The following is a 26,085-nucleotide window of genomic DNA, read 5'->3' on the forward strand; positions in this document are numbered from 1 at the left end:
TATATGACAGATATATTACAAATGTTAATTTAAAACTATTTTTATTGCTGCTCTTGATAAGCTTTGGCAGCTTTTATAAAACTACTAAATAGTGGATGTCCATCTCGTGGTGTTGATGTGAATTCTGGATGGAACTGACACGCAACAAACCATGGATGATCCGGGATTTCGATAATCTCAACCAACTTTCTATCCGTTGAAAGACCGGTGACCTTTAACCCAGCTTTAACCACTTCAGGTAATAAATTATTATTTACTTCATAACGATGTCGATGACGCTCGGTAATAGATTCATTTTTATACATATCGTATACTAATGAATTTGGCTCTAAATGGCAAATTTGTGAACCTAAACGCATTGTGCCGCCTAAATCACTGTTTTCGTTACGCTGTACTACATTGCCCGATTCATCGCTCCATTCTGTGATTAAAGCAATGATTGGGTTTGCACAATCTTTGACAAATTCGGTTGAGTTAGCATCTTTAATACCCGCAACATTACGCGCATATTCGATCATAGCCACTTGTAAACCAAGGCAAATACCTAAGTACGGGATTTTGTTTTCACGTGCATAGCGAGCGGCCATAATTTTGCCTTCAACACCACGATAACCAAATCCACCAGGAATTAAGATAGCATCTAAACCTTCTAGTAAATCAGTACCACGTGACTCAAGATCTTCTGAATCAATATAACGGATATTCACCGTTAAACGATTTTTTAATCCACCGTGTTTTAATGCTTCATTCACTGATTTATAGGCATCGGGTAAAGCAATATATTTACCCACCATACCAATAGTCACTTCACCAACTGGGTTCGCTTCTTCATAAATGACTTGTTCCCATTGAGAAAGATCGGCCTCTTTACAATCAAGATTGAAACGTTTACAAACAAAAGTATCTAAGTTTTGTGATTTTAATAATGCCGGAATTTTATAAATAGAATCGACATCTTTAAGTGAAATCACTGCACGCTCAGGCACGTTACAAAATAGTGCAATTTTAGCTCGTTCATGAGCAGGAATAATGCGATCGGAACGGCAAATTAACACATCGGGTTGAATACCAATTGACAGCAACTCTTTTACTGAATGTTGCGTAGGTTTGGTTTTGACTTCACCTGCAGAGGCCAAATAAGGTACTAAGGTTAAGTGCATAAATAATGTGTGTTCACGACCAACATCAACCGCTAATTGACGAATCGCTTCTAAAAACGGAAGTGATTCAATATCACCAACAGTACCACCAATTTCAACAATTGCGACATCAAACCCCTTTGCGCCATCAATTACACGTGATTTAATTGCATTAGTGATATGAGGAATAACTTGAACCGTAGCCCCTAAATAATCACCACGTCGCTCTTTTCGTAATACATCAGAATAAATGCGCCCTGTAGTGAAGTTATTTTTTCGCGTCATTTTAGTGCGAATAAAACGTTCATAATGACCTAAATCAAGATCGGTTTCTGCACCATCTTCAGTCACAAACACTTCACCATGTTGAATAGGACTCATTGTGCCCGGATCGACATTAATATAGGGATCAAGTTTGAGCATGGTGACATTTAAATTGCGGGCTTCTAAGATTGCAGCAAGTGATGCTGCGGCAATGCCTTTACCAAGGGAAGAAACGACACCGCCTGTAACAAAAATATAATTCGTGACCATTAATACCAGACCATTATTAATTTATAAGAACAATGTTGTATCGATTTTTAAAGCATAAAAACCAATATAACAAATAAGAATCAGACGGAAATGCAGTATAACAGAATCTGCCTTGTCCCACAATTGAATAATTAATTTTAACTGATAAGTTGCAGGAAAATACCGAGTTATTTACAACTCATGATTAAAATAACCTGATTGTAAATCTACAGTAGCAAATTCTAAATATTTAAGATGAGTATAATGATCCTCGTCAACAAATAAGATAAAACATTATTTAGGTATAGTAATCGTCACAATAAGTTGTCGAGAATTTATATTAGTATGGTCACATTGGCAGTTGTATGATGTAGCTAAAAATGTATAAATAAGCTTATAATTAATACAAAAGATCAATAGCCGTAGCTAAACCAAAATAAAAACCTCATTTTTTAAAGAGGCTTTTATTTTATATTTTAATTAAGATTCAGGAGTATCATCATCAGATTTTGTATCAATTGGATCTGATATACCTTGTTTATTCATTTCTTCTAATGATTTAGAACCTGCTAGCTCTGAAGTTTTGATATCCTTTACAATACCCATTTCATCAAAATAGACAACATAAGTTCTTTGACTAACAGCGCCATGCTGCGGTTGTTGACGGAAAACATAATACCAAACACGATCACCAAAGACAGAAGTTAACATTGGTGACCCCATAATAAATACAACCTGTTCTTTATTTTGACCAACTTGTAATAGGTCTATAGCATCTGGTGTTACATAATTACCTTGGTTAATATCAGGTCGATATACCCAACGATCAACAACCGAACAACCAGTTAATAAAACACTCGCTACAATTGTAAAAGAGGTAAACTTACGAAACAGCATCTAACTTTATCCATAAAAAAATAATGATATATATTATCGCTGATATTTTTCATAAGTGCTAGCCAAATTAATAAATTCTTCTACAGTTAGATAATGATTCTGATATCAGTAGGTCCTAACATAAATTATCACTTGACTTTTATTCTTGTATCAACCAACTTAATACTGTCATAATAGACACTATTTTTAAACATCAAAGGTACAAAATGAAACTAGAAACTATAGATCAAAAAGCAAGTTATGCTATCGGTTTGCAAATAGGACAACAACTAAAAGAATCTGGCTTAAATAATTTAGAACTCAACGCATTAAAACTAGCAATGGAAGATGTATTATCGGGTAATCAACCTGCTCTACCTTTACAAGAATTACATGAAGCATTACGCCATGTGCATGAACAAGCAACCAAAGAGAAGGCCAAACAAGCAGAAAAAATTGCTCAAGCAGGTAAAGATTTTCTAGCAGAAAACATTACAAAAGATGGCATTAAATCGACTGAATCAGGTTTACAATACGAAATCATCAAACAAGGCGATGGCGCATTACCTAAAGCAACCGATCGCGTGCAAGTTCATTATACAGGGAAACTAATTGATGGCACAGTATTTGATAGTTCTGTTGAACGTGGACAACCTGCTGAGTTTCCAGTCAATGGTGTGATTAAAGGCTGGGTTGAAGCGTTACAACTTATGCCTGAAGGTTCAAAATGGCGTTTATATATTCCTCAAGAATTAGCTTATGGTGCTCAAGGTGCTGGCGCATCAATTCCACCATACAGTGCATTAATTTTTGATGTTGAAGTACTAAAAGTTTTATAAGCAAGAGTGGACGCTACTTGCCGTCCATTTGTTTTGAACGATTATCGTTTAGGAAGATGATAAGCACTAAATGCCGCCAGTAACAATAAAATACTCGCCGTACCAAACGCAACTAAATGAGTGTGTAAATGATCATAAGCCCATCCACCTAACCATGAACCAATCATCGCACCAATTTGATGTCCCAAATAGGTTAATCCTGAAAGTAGTCCCACAATTTTTACACCATAAATATCAGCGGTAATGGCTCCAGACATCGACAAAGCACCAGCCCAAACCAAACCACCCACTGCTGCAATAGTAAAAAGCGGCCATTTAGTTGATGCTAAAACAAGAGCAATAAAACCTAAACTTCGTATTAAATAGACCATCATTAAAATGTTTTTTCGTTGCACTATATCAGATAAATAACCCAAAACTAAGGTACTAAAAATAGCGACTAAACCAATCAAACCAATACCATTAGAGCTAGTGATAGGATCAAATCCATGATCGATAAGCATTGGGACTCCATGTGTTCCTAATAAATTCATACTGAAGCCACAGGTAAAAAGCCCAAAACTCAGCTGCCAAAATGGACGTGTTTTTAACACATCTATAAGTTTGATACTAGGCTCTATTTTTTGATTGATAACAGGCTCTATACTATAGACTTCGATTTCAGATTGATTATCTTTCATAATAAACAAAGCAATAGGCAAAGCGATAATCATAAAAATCACAGCAAATGAAATTAGCGTTGTTTGCCATCCATAAATAGGAATGAAGAAAGCAAAAACAGGTAACATCACTGCAATACCTGCCATACTTCCTGTTGATAAAATAAATAAAGCCAATCCTCTACGCTTGATAAACCAACGTGCCACAATGGGCGTAAAACTGACAGAACCAACAAAGGAAGTACCAAAAGATAACGCAACACCAAAAGATAGAAAAAAGTTCCAATAATCAGTTGAGTTAGCTGACCAAACAGTAGAAATAATAATAATGATGGAACCTAATATTAGGACAAAACGAGTACCATATTTACCGACTAAATATCCCGATATTGGCATAGCAATTCCAGAGAAAAGCATACCTATAGCAATGATTCCAGAAAGTACGCTACGACTAAAATTCAGATCATTTGCAATGGGCAGAAAAAAAACCCCCATACTCATTCTTAATCCACTAGAAAGTAAAGTTAGAAAGGAGGCCGCAATAACAATATTCCAACCAAAATACCACGGAGATCGCATAATAAACTCCTGATTATTTTTTATAGAAAACGGTTCAAAAATTCTAGCATTTAAGTTTAGTCGATGTGTATAAGTTATTTATTTTCCGCTATAATATTTATTTATCTATATTCACAAAAAGTTAAGGAAAGTTATATGTCAACAAACATGATTCGTATTGCGATCACTGGTGCTGGTGGCAAAATGGGACGGCAACTTATCCAAGCTGTTTCGCAAATCAAAGGGGTTACCTTAGGAGCAGCATTTGAACGAGCAGGTTCCTCACTAATTGGTAGTGATGCAGGTGAGCTTGCAGGGATCGGTATTTGTGGCATTAAAGTCACCGATAATCTAGAACAAGCTAAAGATCAATTTGACGTATTGATCGATTTTACGCGACCTGAAGGTACACTCGCCCACTTAGCTTTTTGTGTTGAAAATAAAAAAATGATAATCATTGGCACAACTGGTTTTGATGATGCAGGTAAACAAGCTATTGCTGATGCAGCTAAAAGCATTGCCATTGTCTTTGCTGCAAACTTCAGTGTCGGTGTTAACTTAGTGCTAAAATTATTGGAAAAAGCTACCAAAATTATGGGCGGTTATACTGATATCGAAATTATTGAAGCCCATCACCGTCACAAGGTTGATGCTCCTTCTGGTACAGCATTAGCCATGGGTGAAGCCATTGCAGATGCACTTGATTGCAACTTAAAAGATCGTGCAGTTTACTGTCGTGAAGGTCATACAGGGGAAAGACCACAAGGCGCTATTGGCTTTGCAACTATCCGAGCAGGTGACATAGTAGGAGAACATACCGCTATCTTTGCCGATATTGGCGAGCGCGTTGAAATTAGTCATAAAGCATCTAGCCGCATGACATTTGCTAATGGTGCTGTTCGAGCCTCGCTCTGGCTTGCCAAACAGCCAGTTGGTTTATACGACATGCGTGATGTTCTAAATCTCAATAATTTGTAATTTGAAAATGTCAGATGAAATTTGGATACAACATGCACTAGTGCTTGCTAAACGCGCCGAGTTGCTTGGAGAAATCCCAGTCGGCGCGGTGATTGTTGATGAAAATAATCAAATTATTGGTGAAGGTTTTAATCAACCCATTAGTAAGCATAATCCCACTGCGCATGCTGAAATGATGGCTATTGAACAAGCAGGTAAATATTTGAATAACTATCGATTGATTAATACAACTCTGTATACCACTCTTGAGCCTTGCATTATGTGTGCAGGAGCCATTATACATAGTCGTATTAAACGCGTAGTATATGGTGCAAAAGATTACAAAACTGGTGCAGCAGGTTCTTTTATTGATATTCTTGCTCAGCAAGGCATCAACCATTATGCTGAAGTGACAGGTGGAGTACTAGCTAACGAATGTAGTACTATTTTGAGTGATTTTTTTAAAAAACGGCGTTTACAAAAAAAAGTGACTAAAAATTGTTGTCAAAAAGTTTCAGGTAACTAGGTGTTTGAGTATAAAATACAAAAATCTATTCCCATGTTAGTTTAATAAAAAATGGGTTCGCTTATTCTTTTTACCAAGGAAAATTGCTAGAATCTCATTTAATTTTTTAAAAATTTAATTTGAGCATTATTAATGAAAAAACACACATTAGAAATGATGATATCTACTGATGATATCCAAAAACGTGTAATTGAGCTAGGCCAACAAATAAGTCAAGACTATAAAAATAGCCAAAATGAACTTATTTTAGTTGGACTTTTACGTGGCTCTTTTATTTTTATGGCCGATTTGAGTCGAGCAATTACTGTCGGGCACGAGGTTGATTTTATGACAGCATCAAGCTATGGTAATGCTGTTATTAGTAACCGTGACGTTAAAATCTTAAAAGACTTAGATGAAGATATCCGTGATAAAGATGTATTAATTATCGAAGATATTATAGATACAGGTAATACTCTTAGCAAAGTCAGGGCTATTTTAGAATTGCGCCATCCACGCAGTATTGAAATTTGTACGCTATTAGACAAACCCTCTCGCCGTGAAGTAAACGTTCCAGTTAAATATATCGGATTTTCAATTCCTGATGAATTTGTTGTGGGTTATGGTATTGACTATGCTCAGCACTACCGTCACTTACCTTTTATCGGTCATGTAACTTTACTTGAATCTTAATATTATACGAGGTATATGTGTCTCGATTCTCCTGTTCATTAGGTTTACTTTTAGTTATGACAGCTACGACAAGTTATGCTGACATGAAGTTATCCATTAAGGGATTAAAAGGCGATCTTGCAGATAATGTTGAGGCACGAACTTCATTAATTACACCTGACAAAGTTAGTGATACTCCAAATTTTAAGCGTTATTTTGAAAGCGAAACAAAAAAAGCATTACGTGCATTGGGTTACTACTCTCCTAGCTTTGAATATAACGCACAAAACCCAAAAGTTCTTGTTGTTAACGTTTCACCTGGCGAACCCGTATTAGTTGAGCAGCTTAATATTAATATTACTGGTGAGGGGAAACAAGATCCTGATTTTCAATATTTACTTAAAAATAACTTACCAAAAATTGGCGATGTGTTAAATCATGGTATTTATGAATCATTTAAGAAAAGCCTGCAAAATTTATCACTAAAAAAAGGTTACTTTGATGCCAATATGCCTAAACATCAATTAGCTGTATCTATGTCTGATCATCAAGCCTTTTGGAATATTGATTATACAACAGGTAGGCGATATCGATTTGGTAAAGTTACTTTTCATAATGCCAAAATTCGTGATGACTATTTAGCTAATATTGTGCCATTTAAAGACGGTGAGGAATATACAGCTGAACAATTATCATTATTAAATAGACGCCTTACTTCTACAAACTGGTTTAATTCAGTGGTTGTTGTCCCAGATTTTCCTCATCTAACCGAAGATAGAGTTCTTCCCATTGATGTAGAAACCTCACCCCGAAAAAAAAATAATATGGACTTAGGGTTGGGCTTTTCAACAGATAACGGCGTGCATGGTAAGATTGGTTGGAATAAACCTTGGATCAATAGTCGAGGGCAAAGTTTTCAAAGTAACTTATCACTATCTTCGCCAGAACAATTGGTGACCATGAGTTACAAAATCCCTTTAAAAAAATCACCTTTAGAGCAATATTACACTATCCAAGGTGGTTATAAAAAGATAGATAATAATGATACCTACTCACGTTCTTATACGTTCGGGGCTTTACGTAATTGGGATAATTTTTATGGATGGCAAACTGCATTAGGGTTAAATGTGTTAAATGATGACTTTACCCAAGGTGATTCAAGTTTTAAAACATTCTTGTATTACCCATCGCTTAGCATATCAAGAATCCGTTCTGATGGTAATTTATTAGCAATGTGGGGCGATTCACAACGTTATTCTGTTGAATCAGCTGGAGAAGTATTAGGTTCAGATATTAATCTAGTGCGATTTCAAGCACAACAAACTTGGATTCGCTCCTTAAAAAAATCGCATCGATTTATAGCTCGTGGCAATTTTGGCATTATACAAGCGAGCAATTTTGACCGTGTTCCACCATCATTTAGATTTTTTGCTGGTGGTGAACGCAGTATTCGAGGTTACAGTTATCAGTCTATTTCGCCTAAGGATAAAAAAGGTAAATTAAAAGGAGCTTCTAAACTCATCACTGGTTCACTTGAATATCAATATAATTTATCTGGATCATGGTGGGGAGCTGCATTTGTAGATACAGGTGAAGCTATAGATAAAGTTGATAAAACTAAATTTTATACAGGAACTGGTTTTGGCATTCGTTGGGCTTCTCCGGTTGGGCCAATAAAGGTCGATTTAGCAACACCACTTAACAAAGATACAGGTTCAATTCACCTATACATTGGCCTAGGAAGCGAATTATAATATGACTAAATATTCAGCTAGAATTAAAAAAGTAAAAAAATTAAAGCGGATACGTAAATGGAAAAAGCGAAGCATCGCCATTTTATCTGTTATCGCCTTTCTAATTGTTTTTGTTATTTTGTTTATATACACCAGTCTTGGTGTAAAACTAACCACCTATGTTTTAAATAAATTTCTACCTGAGTTAAAAATAACTCAAGTTGAAGGCACCTTTCACGATTTGCATATACAAGGACTTTCGCTTGAATTACCGGGTATTAATGTTCAAGTTAATGATGCTTCATTTTCACTCACAGGACTTTGTTTATTAAAGACTGAAGTCTGCATCAATCAATTCAATGCCAATGGTGTAAATGTTTCAATTAACACTAAAGAAATCGAAAGTTCACCAAGTGAAACTACTATTGATACTACCACCGCAGAGCAACATTTTGTTCTCAAAACTCCATTACCTATAGAGCTTAACAGCACACACCTTACTAATGTAAAAGTCACTGTTGATGATATGCAATTTGGAATGTCTGACTTCACGGGTAAAGCCACATGGGTTAATAATCAGATTCATGTTTATCCTGCTGTTGCTACAGGGTTGAATGCTATTTTTACAGATAATAAAGCAGCAAATGTACCAGTAAAAACGTCCGATACAGATATCGCACTTAATGAAAAAATCGCCCAACTTTTTAATCAACCACTGATTGAATCATTGCCTCAAGTTAATATTCCATTAGATATTAATGTAACTAGTTTAAGAGGGACAAACTGGCTATTACATATGGGGGGGCATGATTACCTATTTGATAACGTTACAATTCAAACCAATATTGTTAATAGCCGTATTATTATAAAACAATTAGATACAGATGCTATAACTCCCTATGCTAGCGGACATGTTTCACTTTCAGGCGAAATCACATTACACGATGACTGGCCTATATTAGCTTTAATAAAAGCAGATACTGAACAAAACCGATTGGAAGCACAGTTTTCTGGTAAATTGCTTGGTGAGTTATTAACCAATATAAACCTTGATGGTTCGAATCAAATGGTGATGAGTGGACACATCAATTTTATTGAAAAATACTTACCTATAATCACTCAAATTGAAGGTAAGCATATTCAATGGCCAATTGAAGGGCAAGCACAATATCAATTAAATGATTTTTCCACATCAATAAATGGTAATGTACAGCAGTTTCAAATGTCGGCCAAAGGTATTATTCAAGGGAAAGAATTAATTAATACTTCGTTTGATATTGCTGGCAAAGGAACTAATCAAGAGGCAAGCATTGATCATGGAATCATTAAATTACCTCAAGGTGAAATTAATATAGATGGAAATATAAGTTGGCCACAAGCATTACAATGGAATGTCAACATAAAACTAAATAATGTTGATATGTACAAAGGACTACCTAACTATCCGATTCGATTAAATGGTCAATTTAAAACTACAGGCGTACTAGACAAAGATAAATGGGCGTTTGATTTTTCCAATCTACAACTAAAAGGTAATATTAACCATGCTAATTTTTTAGCATCTGGTAACGTATATGTTGATTCTGAAAACTTAGCCACTGCAAATAATTTTGCAATCAATTGGGGTAAAAATCAGATCGATTTAAATGGTTCAGCTGAAAAAGGCAACTTACTGGCGAAGCTAAATCTCGGATCATTATCGTTAATAGTTGATGATATGCAAGGTTCAATTGTGGGTAATATAAAACTTAATCGCACACATGATAATGCAATTATAGATACTAGTTTAGCTATTAACTCGCTATCTTTTAACACCATCAAAATAGCCAAAGCTAATCTTATAGGTAAAGTTGAGTATAAAGAACAGATCAGTGGCAACATTAAACTCACAGGACAATCAATAGAACTTTCAAATCAAACCATAAAAAAACTAAATGTTGATCTATCTGGTAGTGAAAGCCAACATATATTAACCGTTAATATTGATGGTGAACCTGCATCACTAAAAACATCGTTAACAGGAAAACTTGATAAAGAACGCACAAAGTGGAACGGAACCATTTCAGGTGCGCTACTCAATTTAAACAAAAATAACAGTTGGCAATTAGCTAAATCTGTTGACTTATCTTATGATGTTAATAATCAAATCCCAGCAATTAATGCTCATTGCTGGATTAATGGAAAGTCAAGCATTTGCCTTGATAAGCAATTTTTGTTAGCTAAAAATACCGATACAAGTATCACCTTAAAAAACATTAATCTATCTAGGCTACCAATACCAAATGACGGTGAAACCAAACTTACTGGTAATGTAAATGGAAAAATAACTATTCAATTTAATAATGACAATACAATACCATTAATAAAAGCAAATTTAACAAGTAATGATGTTTATATTCAACAAATGGTTACCTCCCAATCGTTACTATTGCCTTTTGATGTTTTCAAAATAGATGCTGAATTTAATGAACAACAGGCTAAATTGGATTGGAAATTTGGTCTGAATAAATTAGGAAAAATAAACGGTAATCTTGTTATTACTGATCCAATTGAACAAAAAAAATTAAGTGGTCAATTAAGTATCGATCACTTAGCTTTAGCAATTATTAACCCATTATTAGATAGCAAAGACTATGCTAAAGGGGCTATTAATGGTAACGTTAAATTTTCTGGCTCATTAAATGAGCCATTGCTAACAGGAAATATTAACTTACAAAATAGCGAAATCAAATCTAGCCAATTACCAATTGATATTAAATCAGCTAAATTTGACCTCAATTTCAATGGTAAATCATCCACATTAAAAGGTGTTTTAACAACTCAAGCTGGCAATGTTAATATTAATGGTAATGCCAGCTGGAATACTATAGATAAATGGCAAGCCTCGTTAGCTGTTAATGGCGCTGCCATGGAAGTTACTGTGCCACCAATGATTGTTATGTCAATTGTTCCAGATATTAAAATCAATGTAACACAAGATGAATTAACGTTATTAGGTAAAGTTAGCATTCCAAAAGGAAAAATAACAGTTGAATCACTACCAGCATCAAGTGTTGATGTCTCACCAGATGAAGTAATGCTCGATATAAATCGGAAACCTATTAGGCCTCAGGAATTTGGCATTAAGATCAATAGTCATCTTGAAATTGATATTGGTGATAACGTTATTGTCGATGCTTTTGGACTAAAGGCTTCGCTTAAAGGTAGTTTAATTGCGGCACAAACCAATAAAGGACTTGATTTGCATGGTGAAGTTTTGATTCCAACAGGTCGATTCCATGCTTATGGGCAAGATTTAATTATTCATAAAGGCATCATTACTTTTTCAGGATCGGCTGATCAAGCTACACTCGATATAGAAGCAATTCGTAATCCAGAAGCAATGGAAAATAGTAATATTATGGCTGGAATCCGTGTTACAGGATCTTCTGAATCGCCAAAAATTGAAGTATTTTCAGATCCCGCCATGTCACAGCAAGAAGCACTCTCCTACTTAATCCGAGGACAAGGACTCGATAGTACAGAACAAAGCGATAGCGATATGATGACAGCTTTGCTGGTTGGTATTGGCACAGCGAAAACAGGTAAATATATTGGCGATATTGGTAATGTATTTGGTATTAAAAATCTAACACTTGATACGCAAGGTGCCGGTAATAACTCTAAAGTTGTGGTTAGTGGCTACATATTACCTAATTTACAACTTAAATATGGTGTAGGTATATTTGATTCATTGGCCACTTTTACTTTACGTTATCGCCTAATGCCTAGTCTCTATTTAGATGCAACATCAAGTTTAGCTCAAACATTGGATCTGATTTATCAATTCGATTTTTAACATTACCCCAAAGGACTCTATGCCCATTATCTTATGCAGAATCTCAATAGGGTAAAAGGCTAACACCAGCCTAGCCTAAAACGTGCTAACTGACGCTTTAACTAAGCTGCATATAAGTTTAGCCATTTCAACGGTAAAAAAGTGCTATCAACATTCGTTGTTGTTTGATATTACATAATTTGTTCCTGTCTGACATGGAGCTACTATTAGGTTATTCTTCAATTTTTTTATCAAACCAAGAATATCCCATTCCCCTTTTTGTGTAAGCATCCTTTACCTGACTACAAGGGTATCCTTCTTTTATTGCTTTTTGTAATTTACTTTCTTTGTTCCAGTCTAATTTTTGAGATTTAACTGCTTCTAATTTATCTATGCATGAGTTATATGTAGTAATAAATTCCGCATTATTTTCTGTATAGAATTTAATGTACTTATCATTTTCTCTTTTCCATGCTTTTTCCCAACTAATACTACAAACTGGTAAAAAAACTAGATCATCTGCACAGTATAGTGATTTTTTTGATTCAATGGTTTGAATATCAGCATTAGCTAATTCATCAGTCGCCTTTTCCTCTAACGCTTTTTCGGCAACACTACAATTAGAACCAGTTCTTTTGTCTAATTTACATAAAGACTGCATTTTTGCTTTAATTTCATTAAAAGATAGTTGTTTTAACTCTTTTTTACCTTCATCTACTTTTTCTTTATAAATCGTTTCCCAAGCTTCACATTTCGGGCTTTTATTAAATGAAAAACTACTTTTACATTCATCTACCTTTAAATATTCATTAACTGATTCGCCCCACGACATACCAGAAATTTGTTTTTTAATAGCACTCATTTCAGAATCTACTGCTTGTTTTCTTTCGTCTTCTTTCCGTTTGTTTTCTAATTCATATTTTATCTTTTTGTCTTTTTTAATTGCAGACATTGCAGCACGACATTCAGGATCTTTTTCTACCTTTTCGATACCGCTTTTATCACTTGCCATAAATGCCTTTTTTAGATCCTGATTACATTGCTCTACTTTTTTATTTGCTGAGTCTATATTGTTTAAATAATATTCTTCGTTTTTTTCTTCACAACCAGTTAAAACCATAGCGGTGGTTAATATAAGTAAAACGTTTTTTAAGGCTTTCATCTATTCTCCTATTTAACTTACTTTTATTTTCATAAATATAGTATAAATAATAAATTATTATTGTTTAATATTTTATATGAATTACCTTATCATTTCTAGAAAATTACTTAATAGTGGAAATTACTCATGTTGTTTATCTAATTTGCAAAAAGACTGTAACAAATATACATACTCACTTATAGCCAACTAACATTTCACGTTTTGAACCAAAGCCTTTTCGTTTTTGAACGATAAATCCTGCATTAATTAAATGACGACGAACAAATCCTGCTGCAGTAAAAGTAGCAAAACTACCACCAGATGCTGTCAGGCTAAAACAATTTTTAAATAAACGTTCTGACCACATATCTGGATTCTTAGCTGGTGAAAACCCATCAAAAAGCCAAGCATCAATCAAAACATTTTGCTTTGTTAAAAAATCTGAAAAATTGCTAATATCATCATTACATATCTTTAAACTAACATCGTCAAACTGGAAAGTAGAATCAATTAAAAAAGCCTGAAGTCGTTTTGATAATGAAAGTAATGTTTTATTTTTAAAAAGCACACTATTATGAATCTTTATTAATTCATTTAACGATAACGGGTACTTTTCAACACTAAAAAATGCAAGATGTTTAAGTCTATGATTCGGGTATTGACTTCTAAAATGTAAAAATGTTTCCCATAAAATCAAAAAATTTAGCCCTGAACCAAAGCCTGTTTCGCCAACTATAAATGTATCTTGCTTGTGATTCAAAAAACGCTGACGTAAATCATTACCTTCAACAAATACATATCTGGTTTCCTCAATTGCGCCTTCAGTATTAAAATAAACATCATCGAAATAGGTAGAGACAGGAGTTTGATTTTCGTCCCAAGTTATAGTTGGTTTATACATAATCACCCTTTAGAAGAAGCCGTTAACGAACTGTATATTAGCTTAGATTAAGTATATAATACGTAAATTAACTTATGAGGTAAATTATGCTATTTCTTTTTCGCTTAATTAGTGGTGTTATAATTGGTATTATCGTTTGTGTTTTAGGCGTCATTTTTTGCCTATTTAACCCAAGAAATCCCAAAAATGTAGCAAGATTTGCTCATTTATTTAGCTTTCTATTCAAACCTATATTGGGAGTAAAAGTTGATACTCGTACGCCTCCTAATATCAATATAATAGGTAGCTGTATCTATATTGCGAATCATCAAGATAACTATGATATAGTTGTAGCTGGTGATGTTGTGCAACCTAAAACGGTAACAGTAGGTAAAAAAAGTCTGGCTTGGATTCCTTTTTTTGGGCAACTTTATTATCTTACAGGTAACATTCTTATTGACCGTAATAATAAATCAAAAGCTCACGACACAATCGGACAAGTTGTTAATGAAATTAAAAAGCGTGGCATATCTATTTGGATGTTTCCTGAAGGTACTCGTAGCCGTGGACGAGGATTATTACCGTTTAAAACAGGTGCATTTAAAGCTGCCATTGCTGCTAGAGTACCAATTGTGCCAATCTGTGTATCGCAAACCAATAATATTAAATTAAACCGCCTAAATAATGGACATATCATTGTTGAAATGTTAGAACCTATCGAAACCAAAAATCTAGGCAAAGAGGATGCTAGAGCCTTAATGGAACAGTGCTATAGCCAAATGGCAACTAAAATAGAGCAAATAAATGCTGAAGCAGAACAACTAAACAATCAAAAATAAGTCATGAATAAACAAGATCGTAATTTTGATGATATCAGCAATAAATTTGCACAAAATATTTATGGCACAACCAAAGGTCAAATTCGCGAAGCGGTAGTATGGCAAGAACTAGAAAAAGTTTTAGCTACCTATCCACACAATAAATCATTAAATATTCTAGATGCAGGTGGAGGGCAAGGTCAGATCGCCTGTCGACTAGCCAAACTTGGGCATCAAGTAACGCTTTGCGATATCTCTGAACAAATGCTAGAACTGGCAAAACAAAAAGCTCAATCCGAAAAGATAAATATAGATTGTCTTTGTTGCTCTATTCAGCAGCTTGATAACTTAATAAACAAACAGTTTGATTTAGTCATTTGTCATGCTGTATTAGAGTGGGTTGCTGAACCAATTGAATTAATAAAATCATTAAAACAACACCTTAAATTTGATGGTTTTTTATCGTTAATGTTTTATAACTATCATGCGCTTTTGTTTAAAACGGTCACATTAGGCAATTTTGGTTACACAAAATCAGGGTTAGCTAAGCGTAAGAAAAAGACACTTTCTCCCGATTATCCAAGAGTTCCAACAGACGTATATCACTGGCTTACACAACTTGATTTTGATATTTTGCAAAAAACAGGGATTCGTATTTTTCATGACTATCTAATCAATAAATCCAAAGCAGAAACTCATTTTGAACAACTATTAGAACTGGAACAAAAATACTGCCAAACTGAACCTTATCTTAATTTAGCAAGATATATTTTAGTTACTGCAAAAAATAAAGTGAATTCATAAAAAACTCGTCTTGCCCATGCTTTTTTAAATGAGCACTCGAAAAATTTATCATAAATCGCTATTATAAGCAGATTAGTTTTATTGATTAAGGAAAATGATCATGATTGTTGTAACAGGCGGCGCAGGGTTTATTGGTAGTAATATTGTTAAAGGTTTGAATGACCTGGGGCACAAAGATATTTTGGTGGTTGATGATCTAACTGACGGCACCAAGTTTTCTAATCTAGCTGATCTAGATATTGCCGATTATATGGACAAAGATGAGTTTATCGCAGCTATTATTAGTCATGACGATCTTAATATTGATGTTGTTTTTCATCAAGGTGCCTGTTCGTCAACCACAGAATGGGATGGCAAGTTTATGATGGAAAATAACTATGACTATTCTAAAGACTTGTTGCATTACTGTCTCGATTTCAATATTCCATTTTTATATGCTTCATCAGCCGCTACTTATGGTGGGCGCAGTGATAACTTTATTGAAGATCGCACTTACGAAAAACCATTAAACGTATATGGATATTCTAAATTCTTATTTGACCAATATGTGAGACAATTACTACCTCAAGCTAATTCGCCAATTTGTGGATTCCGTTATTTTAATGTATATGGACCACGTGAATCACATAAAGGTAGCATGGCAAGTGTCGCATTTCACTTAAATGAACAAATTAATAAAGGTGAAAAACCAAAACTCTTTGCAGGTAGTGAAAACTTTAAACGTGACTTTATTTATGTTGGTGATATCGTTGCGGTCAATTTATGGTTCTGGAAAAATAAAATATCAGGAATTTATAACTGTGGAACGGGTCGAGCAGAGTCGTTCCAAGCTGTCGCTGATGCGGTTCTTACTTACCATAAAAAAGATGAAATTGATTATATCCCCTTTCCTGAACATCTAAAAGGACGGTATCAGAGCTATACCCAAGCAGATCTGACTAAATTTAGAAAAACTAAATGCCCAATTAAATTTAAGAATGTTGCAGAAGGAACTGCTGAATATATGAAATGGCTCAATGAACAATAAGATGGAATTGATTAAATGAAAACACTCATTATTGGTCCTTCATGGGTTGGCGATATGATGATGTCGCAAAGCCTGTATCGTACATTAAAACAACTTGATTCTAATAACGAAATTGATGTTTTAGCACCGGCTTGGTGTCGAGCGTTATTAAATAAAATGCCAGAAGTGAATCAAGCAATTGCAATGCCATTAGGCCATGGTGAGTTTGCGTTAAAAAAACGTCATAAAATAGGTAAATCACTGCGTGATAACCATTATGATCATGCTATTGTATTACCTAATTCATTCAAATCAGCACTGATTCCATTTTTTGCCAAAATTCCTAAACGTACAGGTTGGAAAGGCGAGATGCGTTATGGTTTATTAAACGATCTTCGTAAACTTGATAAGCAAGCATTTCCGTTGATGATTGAACGCTATATTGCTCTTGCTTATCCTAATAGACAGATTCATTCGGCTTCCGATTTACCACAACCACTACTATGGCCAAAACTCAATGTCGAACAAAATGAAATAACCCAAGCTCTTTCAACTTTTACTATAACACAAGATGAACCATTAATTGGCTTTTGTCCTGGTGCTGAATTTGGTCCTGCAAAACGTTGGCCCGATTATCATTACGCGGCACTTGCTGATATGCTAGTTAAACAGCACGCTAAAGTTATTATTTTTGGGTCCAAAAATGATCGCAAAGTAGGAGAACAAATTATTGCTAAAATGATACATCGCGATAAATGTATCAATCTAGCAGGTCAAACACAATTAGAACAAGCTGTTAGCCTAATTGCTGCTTGTAAAGCCATTGTAACTAATGACTCTGGACTAATGCATATTGCAGCAGCTTTAGACAGACCACTGGTTGCTCTTTATGGGCCAAGTAGTCCAGATTTTACCCCTCCACTATCAGATAAAGCCGAAGTTATCCGTTTAATTACCGGTTATCACCGCGTCCGTAAAGGCGATGCAGAACAAGGTTACCATCAAAGTCTGATCGATATTAAACCCGATATTGTTTTCGAAACTTTGATGAAACTCATCATGCGCTGTAAAAAGAGTAAAGAATAATGAGAGTATTAGTGGTTAAAACATCATCCATGGGGGATGTACTTCATTCTTTACCGGCATTAACTGATGCGGCTAACAATTTACCAAATATATCCTTTGATTGGGTAGTAGAAGAAAATTTTGCCCAAATACCTAGTTGGCACTTTGCTGTAAACCAAGTGATACCGGTTGCAATAAGACGCTGGCGAAAAAATTGGTTCACTAAAGCAATTCGTCAAGAGCGCCATGATTTTATTAATACCTTAAGACGACAACGTTATGATGTGATTATTGATGCACAAGGACTCATTAAAAGTGCGTTTATTATTACTCGTAAAGCACGGGGCATTAAACACGGTTTGGATCGCAAAAGTATCAAAGAACCAATTGCTAGTTGGTTTTATGATGTAAAACACAATGTACCTAAACAAATGCATGCTATTGAGCGCATTAGATTGCTGTTTGCAAAAAGCCTACAATATACATTACCTGATTCAATGGGTGATTATGCTATTGCGCGTCACTTTTTATCTTCATTACCTAACGATAATCAGCAATATCTAATTTTTTTACACGCAACAACACGAGATGAAAAGCACTGGAGCGAAGATGCCTGGCGGAAATTAATTAAATTAGTTGAGCCTACTGGGTTAAAAATAAAATTACCTTGGGGAGCACCACATGAGCAAGCACGAGCAATTCGTCTAGCACAAGGATTCCAACACGTAGAGGTACTTCCCAAGCTTTCACTTTCCGATATAGCAACCGTTATTGCGGGAGCAAAAGCCGTTGTTTCGGTAGATACAGGTTTAAGTCATCTAACTGCTGCATTGGATCGTCCAAATATTACTTTATTTGGCAAAACCGATCCAAAATTGATTGGTGGCTATGGAAAAAATCAATTTAGTATTATCTCAGATGAAAAATGCATGCAAACCATTCAGGCTGAACAAGTTTATAAACAATTAGTTAGCTTTTTATAAGTGGAATAAAAAGAAATGAATTTAATGAATAAATATAGCGATCTTATTTATGAAAAATACGCACAAATTGGCAGTAATGATCTCGGTTATATTGATGATGCCTTAGGCGCTGTTATGCAAGTGTTAGACGAAGTTGTTCGTAACGAAAATGTCCCACAAGAACTAAAAGATAAAGCCGCTTATGCAGCGGCTAATTTACTGATCAGCGACTTTGATGTTAAATAGTGGTTGGTAAATTAATAATAAAACGGGTTGATTGCTCATCAGACTCAGCGTAAATTGAACCTTTATGTGTTTCAATAATGGATTTGACGATAGCAAGCCCTATTCCTGTACCTGAATTATCATTACGATGACGTGATTCGTCAACTCTATAAAACCGATCAAAAAGGTGTGGCAAATGTTTACTATCAACTTTCTTGCCTGGATTCGAAATGATGATTCGAACTCGCTTTTCACTTACTTGACTTAAAATTATAGTGATAGTCTGATTTTCAGGTGTATAACGAATTGCATTGGATAAAATATTACTGATTGCCCTTCTTAACATCATCTTATCACCTTGAATATGGGAACAATTTCCTTCAAGATTAAAGGCAATATTCTTCTCGTCGGTAAGTGGTTCAAAATATTCACACATCATTGTGATCAAGCTATGTAAATCAATATCGATTAAATTAGGCACCAATTGACGATTATCTGCTTGTGCTAAAAATAACATATCAGAAATCATCTGTGACATTTTTTCGTATTCTTCTAAATTTGAATATAATATCTCGCGATATTCATTAGTTGTTCTGGCATTACTCAGTACTATTTGCGTTTGAGTTGTTAAATTGGTAATAGGCGTTCGCATCTCATGAGCGATATCTGCTGTAAAATTACGTTGCCGCTGAAACACATCCTCTATCCGATTAAGCATCTCATTGAATGCTTTCACTAAACTAACATATTTAATTGGTACTAAAGAAGCAGGAATACGGTAATTTAGACTTTTAAAATTAACTTTTTCGATCTTTTTAATCAACCGATTAATTGGTTTTTGGGTAAAATAGACACTGACAAAAGAACCAATTAAGGCCAAAATACAAGCAATAGCAATAAGCAAGCCTAAACCATCGTGTAATCGCCGAATGAATTCGAGATGTAAATCACGACCAACAGCAACTATAGTGGTATATTGTCTACCATTTTCAATCGAAACTCGTGAAGCGGCAATTCGATATGATGCTTTATCTTGATTCCAAATAGCGGTACTGTGATTTGCAATAATGGTATCAAAATCAATATGATTTTTAGCAACGGTTAGATTAGGACCACGTGTTCGATAAACAATTTTACCTTTCTCATCAATAACATAAACAAATAGGCGATGATGTCCTGTCAAAATTAATAATAAATTTTGAATAAATTCGTCACGATTCTCATCTGGGGAATAGTAAACTAATTCACGTTCTATAGAATCAATAACCGAATTAAGTTCGGACACATTTTGTTGGATTGAAATTTTTTCAAAAGAACGTTCAATAAAAAAACTAAAACAATAAAGTAAACCGCAGGTTAATAAACAAACAATAAGAGGCAAGCGAAATGATATTAACTTATTCTGTTTCATCCAAGACATCTAACTTATACCCCATTCCACGGACTGTATGAATCAATTTTGGCTCGAAATCAGCATCAATTTTATTTCGCAATCTCCGAATTGCAACATCAATCACATTAGTATCACTATCAAAATTCATATCCCAAACTTGAGATGCAATTAATGATCGTGGTAATACTTCCCCCGGATAACGTAAAAAATATTCTAATAACAAAAATTCTTTATTGGTTAAATCAATGCGTTTATCTCCACGTGTTACCATACGTTTAGGAAGATCCATGACCAGATCTGCAATACTCAATTGGGAATTATTGACTTGAGGGACATTACGTCGGAGCATAGATTTCACACGAGCTAATAACTCAGCAAACGAAAAAGGTTTTACTAGATAATCATCAGCACCTAAGTTTAGGCCTTTAACTTTATCATCCACACTTCCCATAGCGGTAAGTAACATGATAGGTGTCTCTTTGCCTGCTTCACGCAGTGACTGAACAATTTTCCAACCAACTATATCGGGCAACATCACATCTAAAATAATTAGATCATAATCTTCTGTCATGGCTCTATGATAACCATCAAGACCATTATTTGTTAAATCAACAACAAACCCAGATTCAACTAAACCTTGACGAAGATACTCACCTGTTTTTTGCTCATCTTCAACTACTAACAATTTCATACTTGAATATTTCCTTTGTTATTTGTCTGGTTGTCGTAATTGCATAACACAGCTATAGAATAAATGATAAACACCAAACCAATCATGATGGTTTAATGACTATTTTGTAATCATAATGTCATTAATTAGTTGGTTTATCTTTGTTATAGTAGCTACACAATGATTCATGAGGCTAGACATTATTGTTTCATTGTTTTATTTCCTTTCATCCATTCCTTGCAATTTAATGCAGCCCTAGTTTATCTAGGGTTTTTTTTTGTTATAGATCGATGCAAGTTTACATACACCCGAAACAACAATTAGTTAGGTACGAATTGAGTATATTTTAACAAAAATACTCTACATTGAATATTACTTCCTTTTACTTTTTATACAACACAATACCCGTCTCGACATGATCTGTATAAGGAAATTGATCAAACATAGCAAAATGTTGAATTGAATGTGTTTTAGTCAATAACTGTAAATTGTCACGCAATGTATTAGGATTACACGAAATATAAATAATTTTTTTATAGGTTTTTAATATATTAATGGTATTTAAATCCACTCCCCCACGTGGTGGATCAACAAGTACCGTATCACATTGATATTCATCCAAATTGATTCCTTTTAAACGATTAAACTCTCGTTCTTTTTTAATTGCACTAGTAAATTCTTCGGCTGACAACCGTACAATATCAAGATTATCAATTTGATTAACTAAAATATTATGCTGAGCTGAATAAACAGACGCTTTAGCTATTTCAGTAGCCAATACTTTGCGAAAGTTTTGTGCTAGAGCAATTGAAAAGTTACCATTACCACAATAAAATTCGAGTAAATCACCAGTTGAATTTTTGGTAACCGATATGGCCCACTGTAGCATTTTAATATTTACCGCTGCATTTGGTTGAGTAAAACTATTTTCAATTTGTCGATAAATAAACGTTTTATCCATTACTGGCAACACTTCATCAACATAATCCACATCAATGGCTATTTTTTGATTACTTGCTCGCCCTACAATATTAGCAACTACTCCATGTTCAGCTAATTGAGTTTTTAATTTTTTTGCTTCTATAATCCATCCATCACTTAACTTTTTATGATATAAAAGCGTAATTAATAGCTGACCACTTAAAGTCGAAAAATAATCAATTTGAAACAGCATATGGCGAAGTAACAAATTATGTTGTAACAAAGGTAAAATGGTTTGCATTGCTTGATTAATTAGTTTTGTTGCAATAGGAAATTCATCAACCCGTATTCGTTTTTTTGTTTTTTTATCATACATAATATGATAAAGATCTTCACCATCATGCCAGATCCTAAACTCAGCACGCATACGATAATGACTAATAGGTGAACAATATACCGATAATTCGGGCAGTGAAAAATCTGATAATAATGCTTTTAAATTATCTACTTTTTTTTTCAACTGTTGATTATAATTATCATTCGAGAAACATTCAGTCATATTCATTATCTGATAGTTATTAAAGAAGTATTATTTAATATGGAAATTTGAGCCAATCCGTGTTAAGCCACAAAATAATTAAACATTAATTATTTAAACCAATTTAGCCTCGGTAGCATAAATAATCATTATGCATGTTATCGCAAACGGATGCGTATCTTATCACAAACAGCTAACAATGATAAGTTTTGCTTAAATAAAACATCTAATTTTAGACATAAAACTATATTTTACACTGCAATAACTACCTTACAATTAATCGCTCCATAAAAATAAAATAATATTCCATCACATTTTTATTGATTGTAGTTACAACGATTAACGTTATAATGTGCCTTATAATTTTAGATGAAAAGAACACTATGACTACACACACTTTTTCTGGTTTAGAATTAGATGATATTTTAATTCACAATCTCCAAACACAAAATATAAATACTCCAACCGTAATCCAAACACAAACAATCCCTGTTGCTTTAGATGGCAAAGATATTTTAGGTTCTGCACCAACAGGCACAGGTAAAACGCTAGCTTTTTTAATTCCGACCGTACAACATCTACTCGATTTTCCACGCCGTAAACCAGGTCCACCACGAATTTTGATTTTAACGCCAACGCGTGAACTAGCCATGCAAATTGCTGAACAAGCCAGATTATTAACCGAATCAACAAATTTAAGCATTGCAACTATTACTGGCGGTGTTGCTTATATGAATCACGCTGAAGTGTTTAGTAAAAACCAAGATATTGTTATTGCTACAACAGGCCGATTATTACAGTATATAAAAGAAGAAAACTTCGACTGCCGAGCAGTTGAAATGCTTATTTTAGACGAAGCTGATCGGATGTTAGATATGGGTTTTTCACAAGATGTCGAAATGATATCTGCCGAAACCCGTTGGCGTAAACAAACTTTATTATTTTCTGCCACACTGGAAGGTGAAGGACTGCATAACTTTGCTAGCCGCATTTTGACTGATCCAATCGAAATCAATGCCGAGCCTTCACGCAAAGAACGTAAAAAAATCCTGCAATTTTATTATCGTGCCGATGATTTAACTCATAAAGTGGCACTTCTTATTCACTTATTAAAACAAGAACAATTAAAAAAAACGATTGTATTTGTTCGTAAACGCGAACGTGTGCATGAATTAGTTAGCTTACTACACCAAGCTGGTATCCATAGCTGCTATTTAGAAGGTGAAATGGTACAAACAAAACGCAATGAAGCAATAAAAAGGATCAGCAATAATACTGTCAATGTACTTGTAGCAACCGATGTTGCTGCACGAGGTATTGATATTGACAATATTACTCATGTTATTAATTTTGATGCACCCAAAACTGCCGATGTATATTTACACAGAATTGGACGCACCGCTCGAGCAGGGAAAAAAGGCACAGCTATTATGCTAGTCGAAGCGCATGATAACGAACTACTGCAAAAAATTGAGCGCTATATTAAGGAACCAATCAAATTAAGAACGATTGATGGATTACGCCCTAAAACTAAAGCACCAAAACCAGTAACTAAGAAAAAACATTCACAAAAAGCAAAACAAAAAAGTGCGAACAAAAAGCAAGAACAAGTAAAAAAGAAAAAGATAAAACAACGCTATCGAGACACAAAAAATAAAGGCAAACCGAAAATCAATAACTAATACCGAATAATAATCACAACTTAATAGCTTAAACTTATGATACCAATCGTTTATAACAACTTTGACAATAGATTTTAATTGCTATAATGCTACGCTACATGAGTTGCAGTTAATTATAAAGGAGAAATACTATGACACTAGTCACTCGCAAAGCACCAGATTTTACATCAGCAGCAGTTTTAGGTACTGGTGAAATTGTTAATAATTTCAATTTATTACAACATATCAAAGGTAAATATGCCGTTGTGTTCTTTTGGCCAATGGACTTCACATTTGTTTGCCCATCTGAAATCATTGCATTTGATCACCGTCTAGAAGAATTCAAAAAACGTGGTGTTGAAGTAATTGGTGTTTCAATGGACTCTGAATATGTACATAATGCATGGCGCAATACTCCACAAGATAAAGGTGGTATTGGTGAAGTTAAATTCCCAATTGTTGCAGATATCAAACACTCAATTATGCAATCTTATGGTATTGAACATCCTGAAGCTGGAGTTGCACTGCGAGCTTCGTTCTTTATTGACAAATCAGGAATTGTACGCCATGAAACAATTAACGATTTACCAATTGGACGTAACATTGACGAAATGATTCGTATTGTTGATGCTTTCCAATTCCATGAAGAACATGGCGAAGTTTGCCCTGCTCAATGGACAAAAGGTAAAAAAGGCATGCAAGCAAATCCAAATGGCGTTGCAAGTTTCTTAAAACAGCATGCTGACGAAATTTAATTCAGTACAATTTTTTATTCATCCATATCTTATTTTACGCTTTGCGTTACCGGAGTTAATCTCCGGTTTTTTTATATATATAAACGCAATTAATTATAGAGTGGCATGTAATCCTACAACACCAACGATAATAATGGTGAGACCAAATATACGAGGAAAATTCTTAGGCTCATTAAATAACAGCATATTGGCTAACACCGCACCCGAAGTCCCAAGACCAACCCAAACAGGATACACAACACTCAATTCAAGATAATGGAGCGAAAAATAGAAAAGCACAAAAGAGACAAAAAAACCTCCCCAATATAAAACCAATCTAAATAGACCTTTTTGATCAGCATATAATTTAAGGCCTATAGCACCAATTACTTCAAAAACTGATGCAATTAATATTAACAGCCATCCCATGATTAAATTATCCTTATTAAAATATTAACTGTCGGCACGTTTTAGTTGTACAACACCAATAATAATTATCGCCACAAAAAAAAGTTGAATTAGCTTAATCTCTTTATTAAAAAGTAAGATATCAATTAGCGTTGCACCGACAGCACCAACACCTGAAAATATGGCATAAACCGTACCTGTAGGTATTGTCTTGCAAGCATTGGTTAAAAAAGTAAAATCAATAATAATGAGCGATACAATAATAACCCATTGCCAAAGCTCGGTTGCGATGCTAAATCCTAAAATCCAACATATTTCAAAAAAGCAGGTTAGCACCACAAATGCCCACTCTTTATTCATGCTAAACATATAGCTACCTCGTTTATGCTACTTTATTTTATGTCGTAATCAATTTTCTGCTGCAATGTGTTTAAGTATAATGCTTGATTATGCCCTATTGCCTAAAAGCAACGACAAAACAAAAGATGGTTCGCAAATAGAATTTGCCGCCAAAAGATATCAATTGTTATATGGTCCTATCCATTAAACCAAAACGCCTAACGTTCACGAAACATCATCACAATTTTTATT

24 protein-coding genes are annotated in these 26,085 nt (G+C 34.4%); 14 read left to right on the top strand and 10 right to left on the bottom strand.

The genetic code is table 11. The features are described from left to right. Positions 1 to 41: 41 nt before the first annotated feature. Positions 42 to 1,673: a glutamine hydrolyzing CTP synthase gene (gene pyrG, locus A9G32_RS02870; RefSeq protein WP_065589161.1), complete on the bottom strand. Its 1,632-nt coding sequence runs from the start codon at positions 1,671 to 1,673 to the stop codon at positions 42 to 44. A gap of 459 nt (positions 1,674 to 2,132) precedes the next feature. Continuing rightward, positions 2,133 to 2,549, bottom strand: coding sequence for an outer membrane protein assembly factor BamE (gene bamE, locus A9G32_RS02875; protein WP_065574933.1), 417 nt, complete (start codon positions 2,547 to 2,549; stop codon positions 2,133 to 2,135). Between the two features lie 206 nt (positions 2,550 to 2,755). Between bamE and A9G32_RS02880 the strand changes: the two genes are divergently transcribed. Next, a complete protein-coding gene (locus A9G32_RS02880; RefSeq protein WP_065589162.1) occupies positions 2,756 to 3,367 on the top strand; it encodes an FKBP-type peptidyl-prolyl cis-trans isomerase in 612 nt (203 codons plus the stop codon). Between the two features lie 41 nt (positions 3,368 to 3,408). On the opposite strand, the gene A9G32_RS02885 is transcribed toward A9G32_RS02880, so the two are convergent. Continuing rightward, entirely contained in the window at positions 3,409 to 4,605 is a 1,197-nt protein-coding gene (locus A9G32_RS02885) for an MFS transporter (RefSeq protein WP_065589163.1), read from the bottom strand. A 135-nt stretch (positions 4,606 to 4,740) separates the two neighbouring features. Between A9G32_RS02885 and dapB the strand changes: the two genes are divergently transcribed. The 5 genes from dapB to tamB all read left to right on the top strand — a co-directional run bounded on the left by dapB (position 4,741) and on the right by tamB (position 12,289). Next, positions 4,741 to 5,562: a 4-hydroxy-tetrahydrodipicolinate reductase gene (gene dapB / locus A9G32_RS02890; protein WP_065574935.1), complete on the top strand. Its 822-nt coding sequence runs from the start codon at positions 4,741 to 4,743 to the stop codon at positions 5,560 to 5,562. Between the two features lie 7 nt (positions 5,563 to 5,569). After that, positions 5,570 to 6,067: a tRNA adenosine(34) deaminase TadA gene (gene tadA, locus A9G32_RS02895; protein ID WP_065574936.1), complete on the top strand. Its 498-nt coding sequence runs from the start codon at positions 5,570 to 5,572 to the stop codon at positions 6,065 to 6,067. A gap of 132 nt (positions 6,068 to 6,199) precedes the next feature. Next, positions 6,200 to 6,739, top strand: a complete 540-nt coding sequence (gene hpt, locus A9G32_RS02900; RefSeq protein ID WP_065589164.1) for a hypoxanthine phosphoribosyltransferase — start codon at positions 6,200 to 6,202, stop codon at positions 6,737 to 6,739. Positions 6,740 to 6,795: 56 nt separating this feature from the next. Next, the gene (gene tamA, locus A9G32_RS02905; RefSeq protein ID WP_065589165.1) at positions 6,796 to 8,472 is read left to right on the top strand and encodes an autotransporter assembly complex protein TamA; all 1,677 of its coding nucleotides are present in this window, start codon (positions 6,796 to 6,798) and stop codon (positions 8,470 to 8,472) included. A 1-nt stretch (position 8,473) separates the two neighbouring features. Beyond that, positions 8,474 to 12,289, top strand: a complete 3,816-nt coding sequence (gene tamB, locus A9G32_RS02910; protein ID WP_065589166.1) for an autotransporter assembly complex protein TamB — start codon at positions 8,474 to 8,476, stop codon at positions 12,287 to 12,289. A gap of 211 nt (positions 12,290 to 12,500) precedes the next feature. On the opposite strand, the gene A9G32_RS02915 is transcribed toward tamB, so the two are convergent. Both A9G32_RS02915 and mnmD read right to left on the bottom strand, forming a co-directional pair. Beyond that, on the bottom strand, positions 12,501 to 13,430 hold the full coding sequence (locus A9G32_RS02915; RefSeq protein ID WP_065589167.1) for a hypothetical protein: 930 nt from the start codon (positions 13,428 to 13,430) through the stop codon (positions 12,501 to 12,503). A 172-nt stretch (positions 13,431 to 13,602) separates the two neighbouring features. Continuing rightward, a complete protein-coding gene (gene mnmD, locus A9G32_RS02920) occupies positions 13,603 to 14,310 on the bottom strand; it encodes a tRNA (5-methylaminomethyl-2-thiouridine)(34)-methyltransferase MnmD (RefSeq protein WP_065589168.1) in 708 nt (235 codons plus the stop codon). An 86-nt stretch (positions 14,311 to 14,396) separates the two neighbouring features. On the opposite strand from mnmD, the gene A9G32_RS02925 reads away from it, so the two are divergent. The 6 genes from A9G32_RS02925 to A9G32_RS02950 all read left to right on the top strand — a co-directional run bounded on the left by A9G32_RS02925 (position 14,397) and on the right by A9G32_RS02950 (position 19,190). Further along, a complete protein-coding gene (locus tag A9G32_RS02925) occupies positions 14,397 to 15,128 on the top strand; it encodes a 1-acylglycerol-3-phosphate O-acyltransferase (protein ID WP_065589169.1) in 732 nt (243 codons plus the stop codon). A 3-nt stretch (positions 15,129 to 15,131) separates the two neighbouring features. Next, positions 15,132 to 15,911 carry a methyltransferase domain-containing protein gene (locus A9G32_RS02930; RefSeq protein WP_065589170.1) on the top strand — a complete coding sequence of 260 codons (780 nt, stop codon included), beginning with the start codon at positions 15,132 to 15,134 and terminating at the stop codon, positions 15,909 to 15,911. Between the two features lie 100 nt (positions 15,912 to 16,011). Next, entirely contained in the window at positions 16,012 to 16,938 is a 927-nt protein-coding gene (gene rfaD / locus A9G32_RS02935) for an ADP-glyceromanno-heptose 6-epimerase (protein ID WP_065589171.1), read from the top strand. Between the two features lie 15 nt (positions 16,939 to 16,953). Beyond that, positions 16,954 to 18,003: an ADP-heptose--LPS heptosyltransferase RfaF gene (gene rfaF, locus A9G32_RS02940; protein ID WP_065589172.1), complete on the top strand. Its 1,050-nt coding sequence runs from the start codon at positions 16,954 to 16,956 to the stop codon at positions 18,001 to 18,003. Continuing rightward, the gene (rfaC, locus tag A9G32_RS02945) at positions 18,003 to 18,965 is read left to right on the top strand and encodes a lipopolysaccharide heptosyltransferase RfaC (RefSeq protein WP_065589173.1); all 963 of its coding nucleotides are present in this window, start codon (positions 18,003 to 18,005) and stop codon (positions 18,963 to 18,965) included. Before rfaF ends, rfaC begins: the two co-directional genes overlap by 1 nt. A 24-nt stretch (positions 18,966 to 18,989) precedes the next feature. Next, positions 18,990 to 19,190: a YaeP family protein gene (locus A9G32_RS02950; RefSeq protein ID WP_065560145.1), complete on the top strand. Its 201-nt coding sequence runs from the start codon at positions 18,990 to 18,992 to the stop codon at positions 19,188 to 19,190. Here the strand turns inward: A9G32_RS02950 and A9G32_RS02955 are convergent. From A9G32_RS02955 to trmA, 3 genes are all read right to left on the bottom strand, one after another. Next, complete coding sequence (locus A9G32_RS02955) at positions 19,183 to 20,580, bottom strand: heavy metal sensor histidine kinase (protein WP_174798036.1); 1,398 nt, start codon at positions 20,578 to 20,580, stop codon at positions 19,183 to 19,185. The genes A9G32_RS02950 and A9G32_RS02955 overlap by 8 nt on opposite strands. After that, complete coding sequence (locus A9G32_RS02960) at positions 20,567 to 21,253, bottom strand: heavy metal response regulator transcription factor (RefSeq protein ID WP_034914857.1); 687 nt, start codon at positions 21,251 to 21,253, stop codon at positions 20,567 to 20,569. The genes A9G32_RS02955 and A9G32_RS02960 overlap by 14 nt, the downstream gene beginning before the upstream one ends. A 361-nt stretch (positions 21,254 to 21,614) precedes the next feature. Continuing rightward, positions 21,615 to 22,712, bottom strand: a complete 1,098-nt coding sequence (gene trmA, locus A9G32_RS02965) for a tRNA (uridine(54)-C5)-methyltransferase TrmA (protein WP_065589175.1) — start codon at positions 22,710 to 22,712, stop codon at positions 21,615 to 21,617. 362 nt (positions 22,713 to 23,074) lie between these two features. On the opposite strand from trmA, the gene srmB reads away from it, so the two are divergent. Next, positions 23,075 to 24,373 (top strand): ATP-dependent RNA helicase SrmB, encoded by a 1,299-nt coding sequence (srmB, locus tag A9G32_RS02970; RefSeq protein ID WP_065589176.1) that lies wholly within the window; start codon positions 23,075 to 23,077, stop codon positions 24,371 to 24,373. Positions 24,374 to 24,504: 131 nt separating this feature from the next. Continuing rightward, positions 24,505 to 25,107 carry a peroxiredoxin C gene (locus tag A9G32_RS02975; protein WP_065589177.1) on the top strand — a complete coding sequence of 201 codons (603 nt, stop codon included), beginning with the start codon at positions 24,505 to 24,507 and terminating at the stop codon, positions 25,105 to 25,107. 93 nt (positions 25,108 to 25,200) lie between these two features. On the opposite strand, the gene A9G32_RS02980 is transcribed toward A9G32_RS02975, so the two are convergent. Next, on the bottom strand, positions 25,201 to 25,515 hold the full coding sequence (locus A9G32_RS02980; RefSeq protein ID WP_065589178.1) for a DMT family transporter: 315 nt from the start codon (positions 25,513 to 25,515) through the stop codon (positions 25,201 to 25,203). A 24-nt stretch (positions 25,516 to 25,539) separates the two neighbouring features. After that, positions 25,540 to 25,863, bottom strand: a complete 324-nt coding sequence (locus A9G32_RS02985) for a DMT family transporter (RefSeq protein ID WP_202983885.1) — start codon at positions 25,861 to 25,863, stop codon at positions 25,540 to 25,542. Between the last annotated feature and the right edge of the window lie 222 nt (positions 25,864 to 26,085).

This window comes from Gilliamella sp. Gris3-2 (assembly GCF_001690345.1).
Taxonomy (GTDB): Bacteria; Pseudomonadota; Gammaproteobacteria; order Enterobacterales; family Orbaceae; genus Gilliamella; species Gilliamella bombi.

Excerpts from the sequence above, each read along its gene's own strand:
- A9G32_RS02885 (WP_065589163.1), bottom strand. The coding sequence starts at position 4,605 with ATGCGATCTCCGTGGTATTTTGGTTGGAATATTGTTATTGCGGCCTCC.
- pyrG (WP_065589161.1), bottom strand. The coding sequence starts at position 1,673 with ATGGTCACGAATTATATTTTTGTTACAGGCGGTGTCGTTTCTTCCCTT.
- A9G32_RS02985 (WP_202983885.1), bottom strand. The coding sequence starts at position 25,863 with ATGTTTAGCATGAATAAAGAGTGGGCATTTGTGGTGCTAACCTGCTTT.
- A9G32_RS02930 (WP_065589170.1), top strand. The coding sequence starts at position 15,132 with ATGAATAAACAAGATCGTAATTTTGATGATATCAGCAATAAATTTGCA.
- A9G32_RS02915 (WP_065589167.1), bottom strand. The coding sequence starts at position 13,430 with ATGAAAGCCTTAAAAAACGTTTTACTTATATTAACCACCGCTATGGTT.
- rfaD (WP_065589171.1), top strand. The coding sequence starts at position 16,012 with ATGATTGTTGTAACAGGCGGCGCAGGGTTTATTGGTAGTAATATTGTT.
- A9G32_RS02960 (WP_034914857.1), bottom strand. The coding sequence starts at position 21,253 with ATGAAATTGTTAGTAGTTGAAGATGAGCAAAAAACAGGTGAGTATCTT.
- tadA (WP_065574936.1), top strand. The coding sequence starts at position 5,570 with ATGTCAGATGAAATTTGGATACAACATGCACTAGTGCTTGCTAAACGC.
- hpt (WP_065589164.1), top strand. The coding sequence starts at position 6,200 with ATGAAAAAACACACATTAGAAATGATGATATCTACTGATGATATCCAA.
- A9G32_RS02925 (WP_065589169.1), top strand. The coding sequence starts at position 14,397 with ATGCTATTTCTTTTTCGCTTAATTAGTGGTGTTATAATTGGTATTATC.
- dapB (WP_065574935.1), top strand. The coding sequence starts at position 4,741 with ATGTCAACAAACATGATTCGTATTGCGATCACTGGTGCTGGTGGCAAA.
- A9G32_RS02975 (WP_065589177.1), top strand. The coding sequence starts at position 24,505 with ATGACACTAGTCACTCGCAAAGCACCAGATTTTACATCAGCAGCAGTT.
- tamB (WP_065589166.1), top strand. The coding sequence starts at position 8,474 with ATGACTAAATATTCAGCTAGAATTAAAAAAGTAAAAAAATTAAAGCGG.
- rfaF (WP_065589172.1), top strand. The coding sequence starts at position 16,954 with ATGAAAACACTCATTATTGGTCCTTCATGGGTTGGCGATATGATGATG.
- A9G32_RS02955 (WP_174798036.1), bottom strand. The coding sequence starts at position 20,580 with ATGAAACAGAATAAGTTAATATCATTTCGCTTGCCTCTTATTGTTTGT.
- tamA (WP_065589165.1), top strand. The coding sequence starts at position 6,796 with ATGACAGCTACGACAAGTTATGCTGACATGAAGTTATCCATTAAGGGA.
- trmA (WP_065589175.1), bottom strand. The coding sequence starts at position 22,712 with ATGACTGAATGTTTCTCGAATGATAATTATAATCAACAGTTGAAAAAA.
- A9G32_RS02980 (WP_065589178.1), bottom strand. The coding sequence starts at position 25,515 with ATGGGATGGCTGTTAATATTAATTGCATCAGTTTTTGAAGTAATTGGT.
- bamE (WP_065574933.1), bottom strand. The coding sequence starts at position 2,549 with ATGCTGTTTCGTAAGTTTACCTCTTTTACAATTGTAGCGAGTGTTTTA.
- A9G32_RS02880 (WP_065589162.1), top strand. The coding sequence starts at position 2,756 with ATGAAACTAGAAACTATAGATCAAAAAGCAAGTTATGCTATCGGTTTG.
- rfaC (WP_065589173.1), top strand. The coding sequence starts at position 18,003 with ATGAGAGTATTAGTGGTTAAAACATCATCCATGGGGGATGTACTTCAT.
- srmB (WP_065589176.1), top strand. The coding sequence starts at position 23,075 with ATGACTACACACACTTTTTCTGGTTTAGAATTAGATGATATTTTAATT.
- A9G32_RS02950 (WP_065560145.1), top strand. The coding sequence starts at position 18,990 with ATGAATAAATATAGCGATCTTATTTATGAAAAATACGCACAAATTGGC.
- mnmD (WP_065589168.1), bottom strand. The coding sequence starts at position 14,310 with ATGTATAAACCAACTATAACTTGGGACGAAAATCAAACTCCTGTCTCT.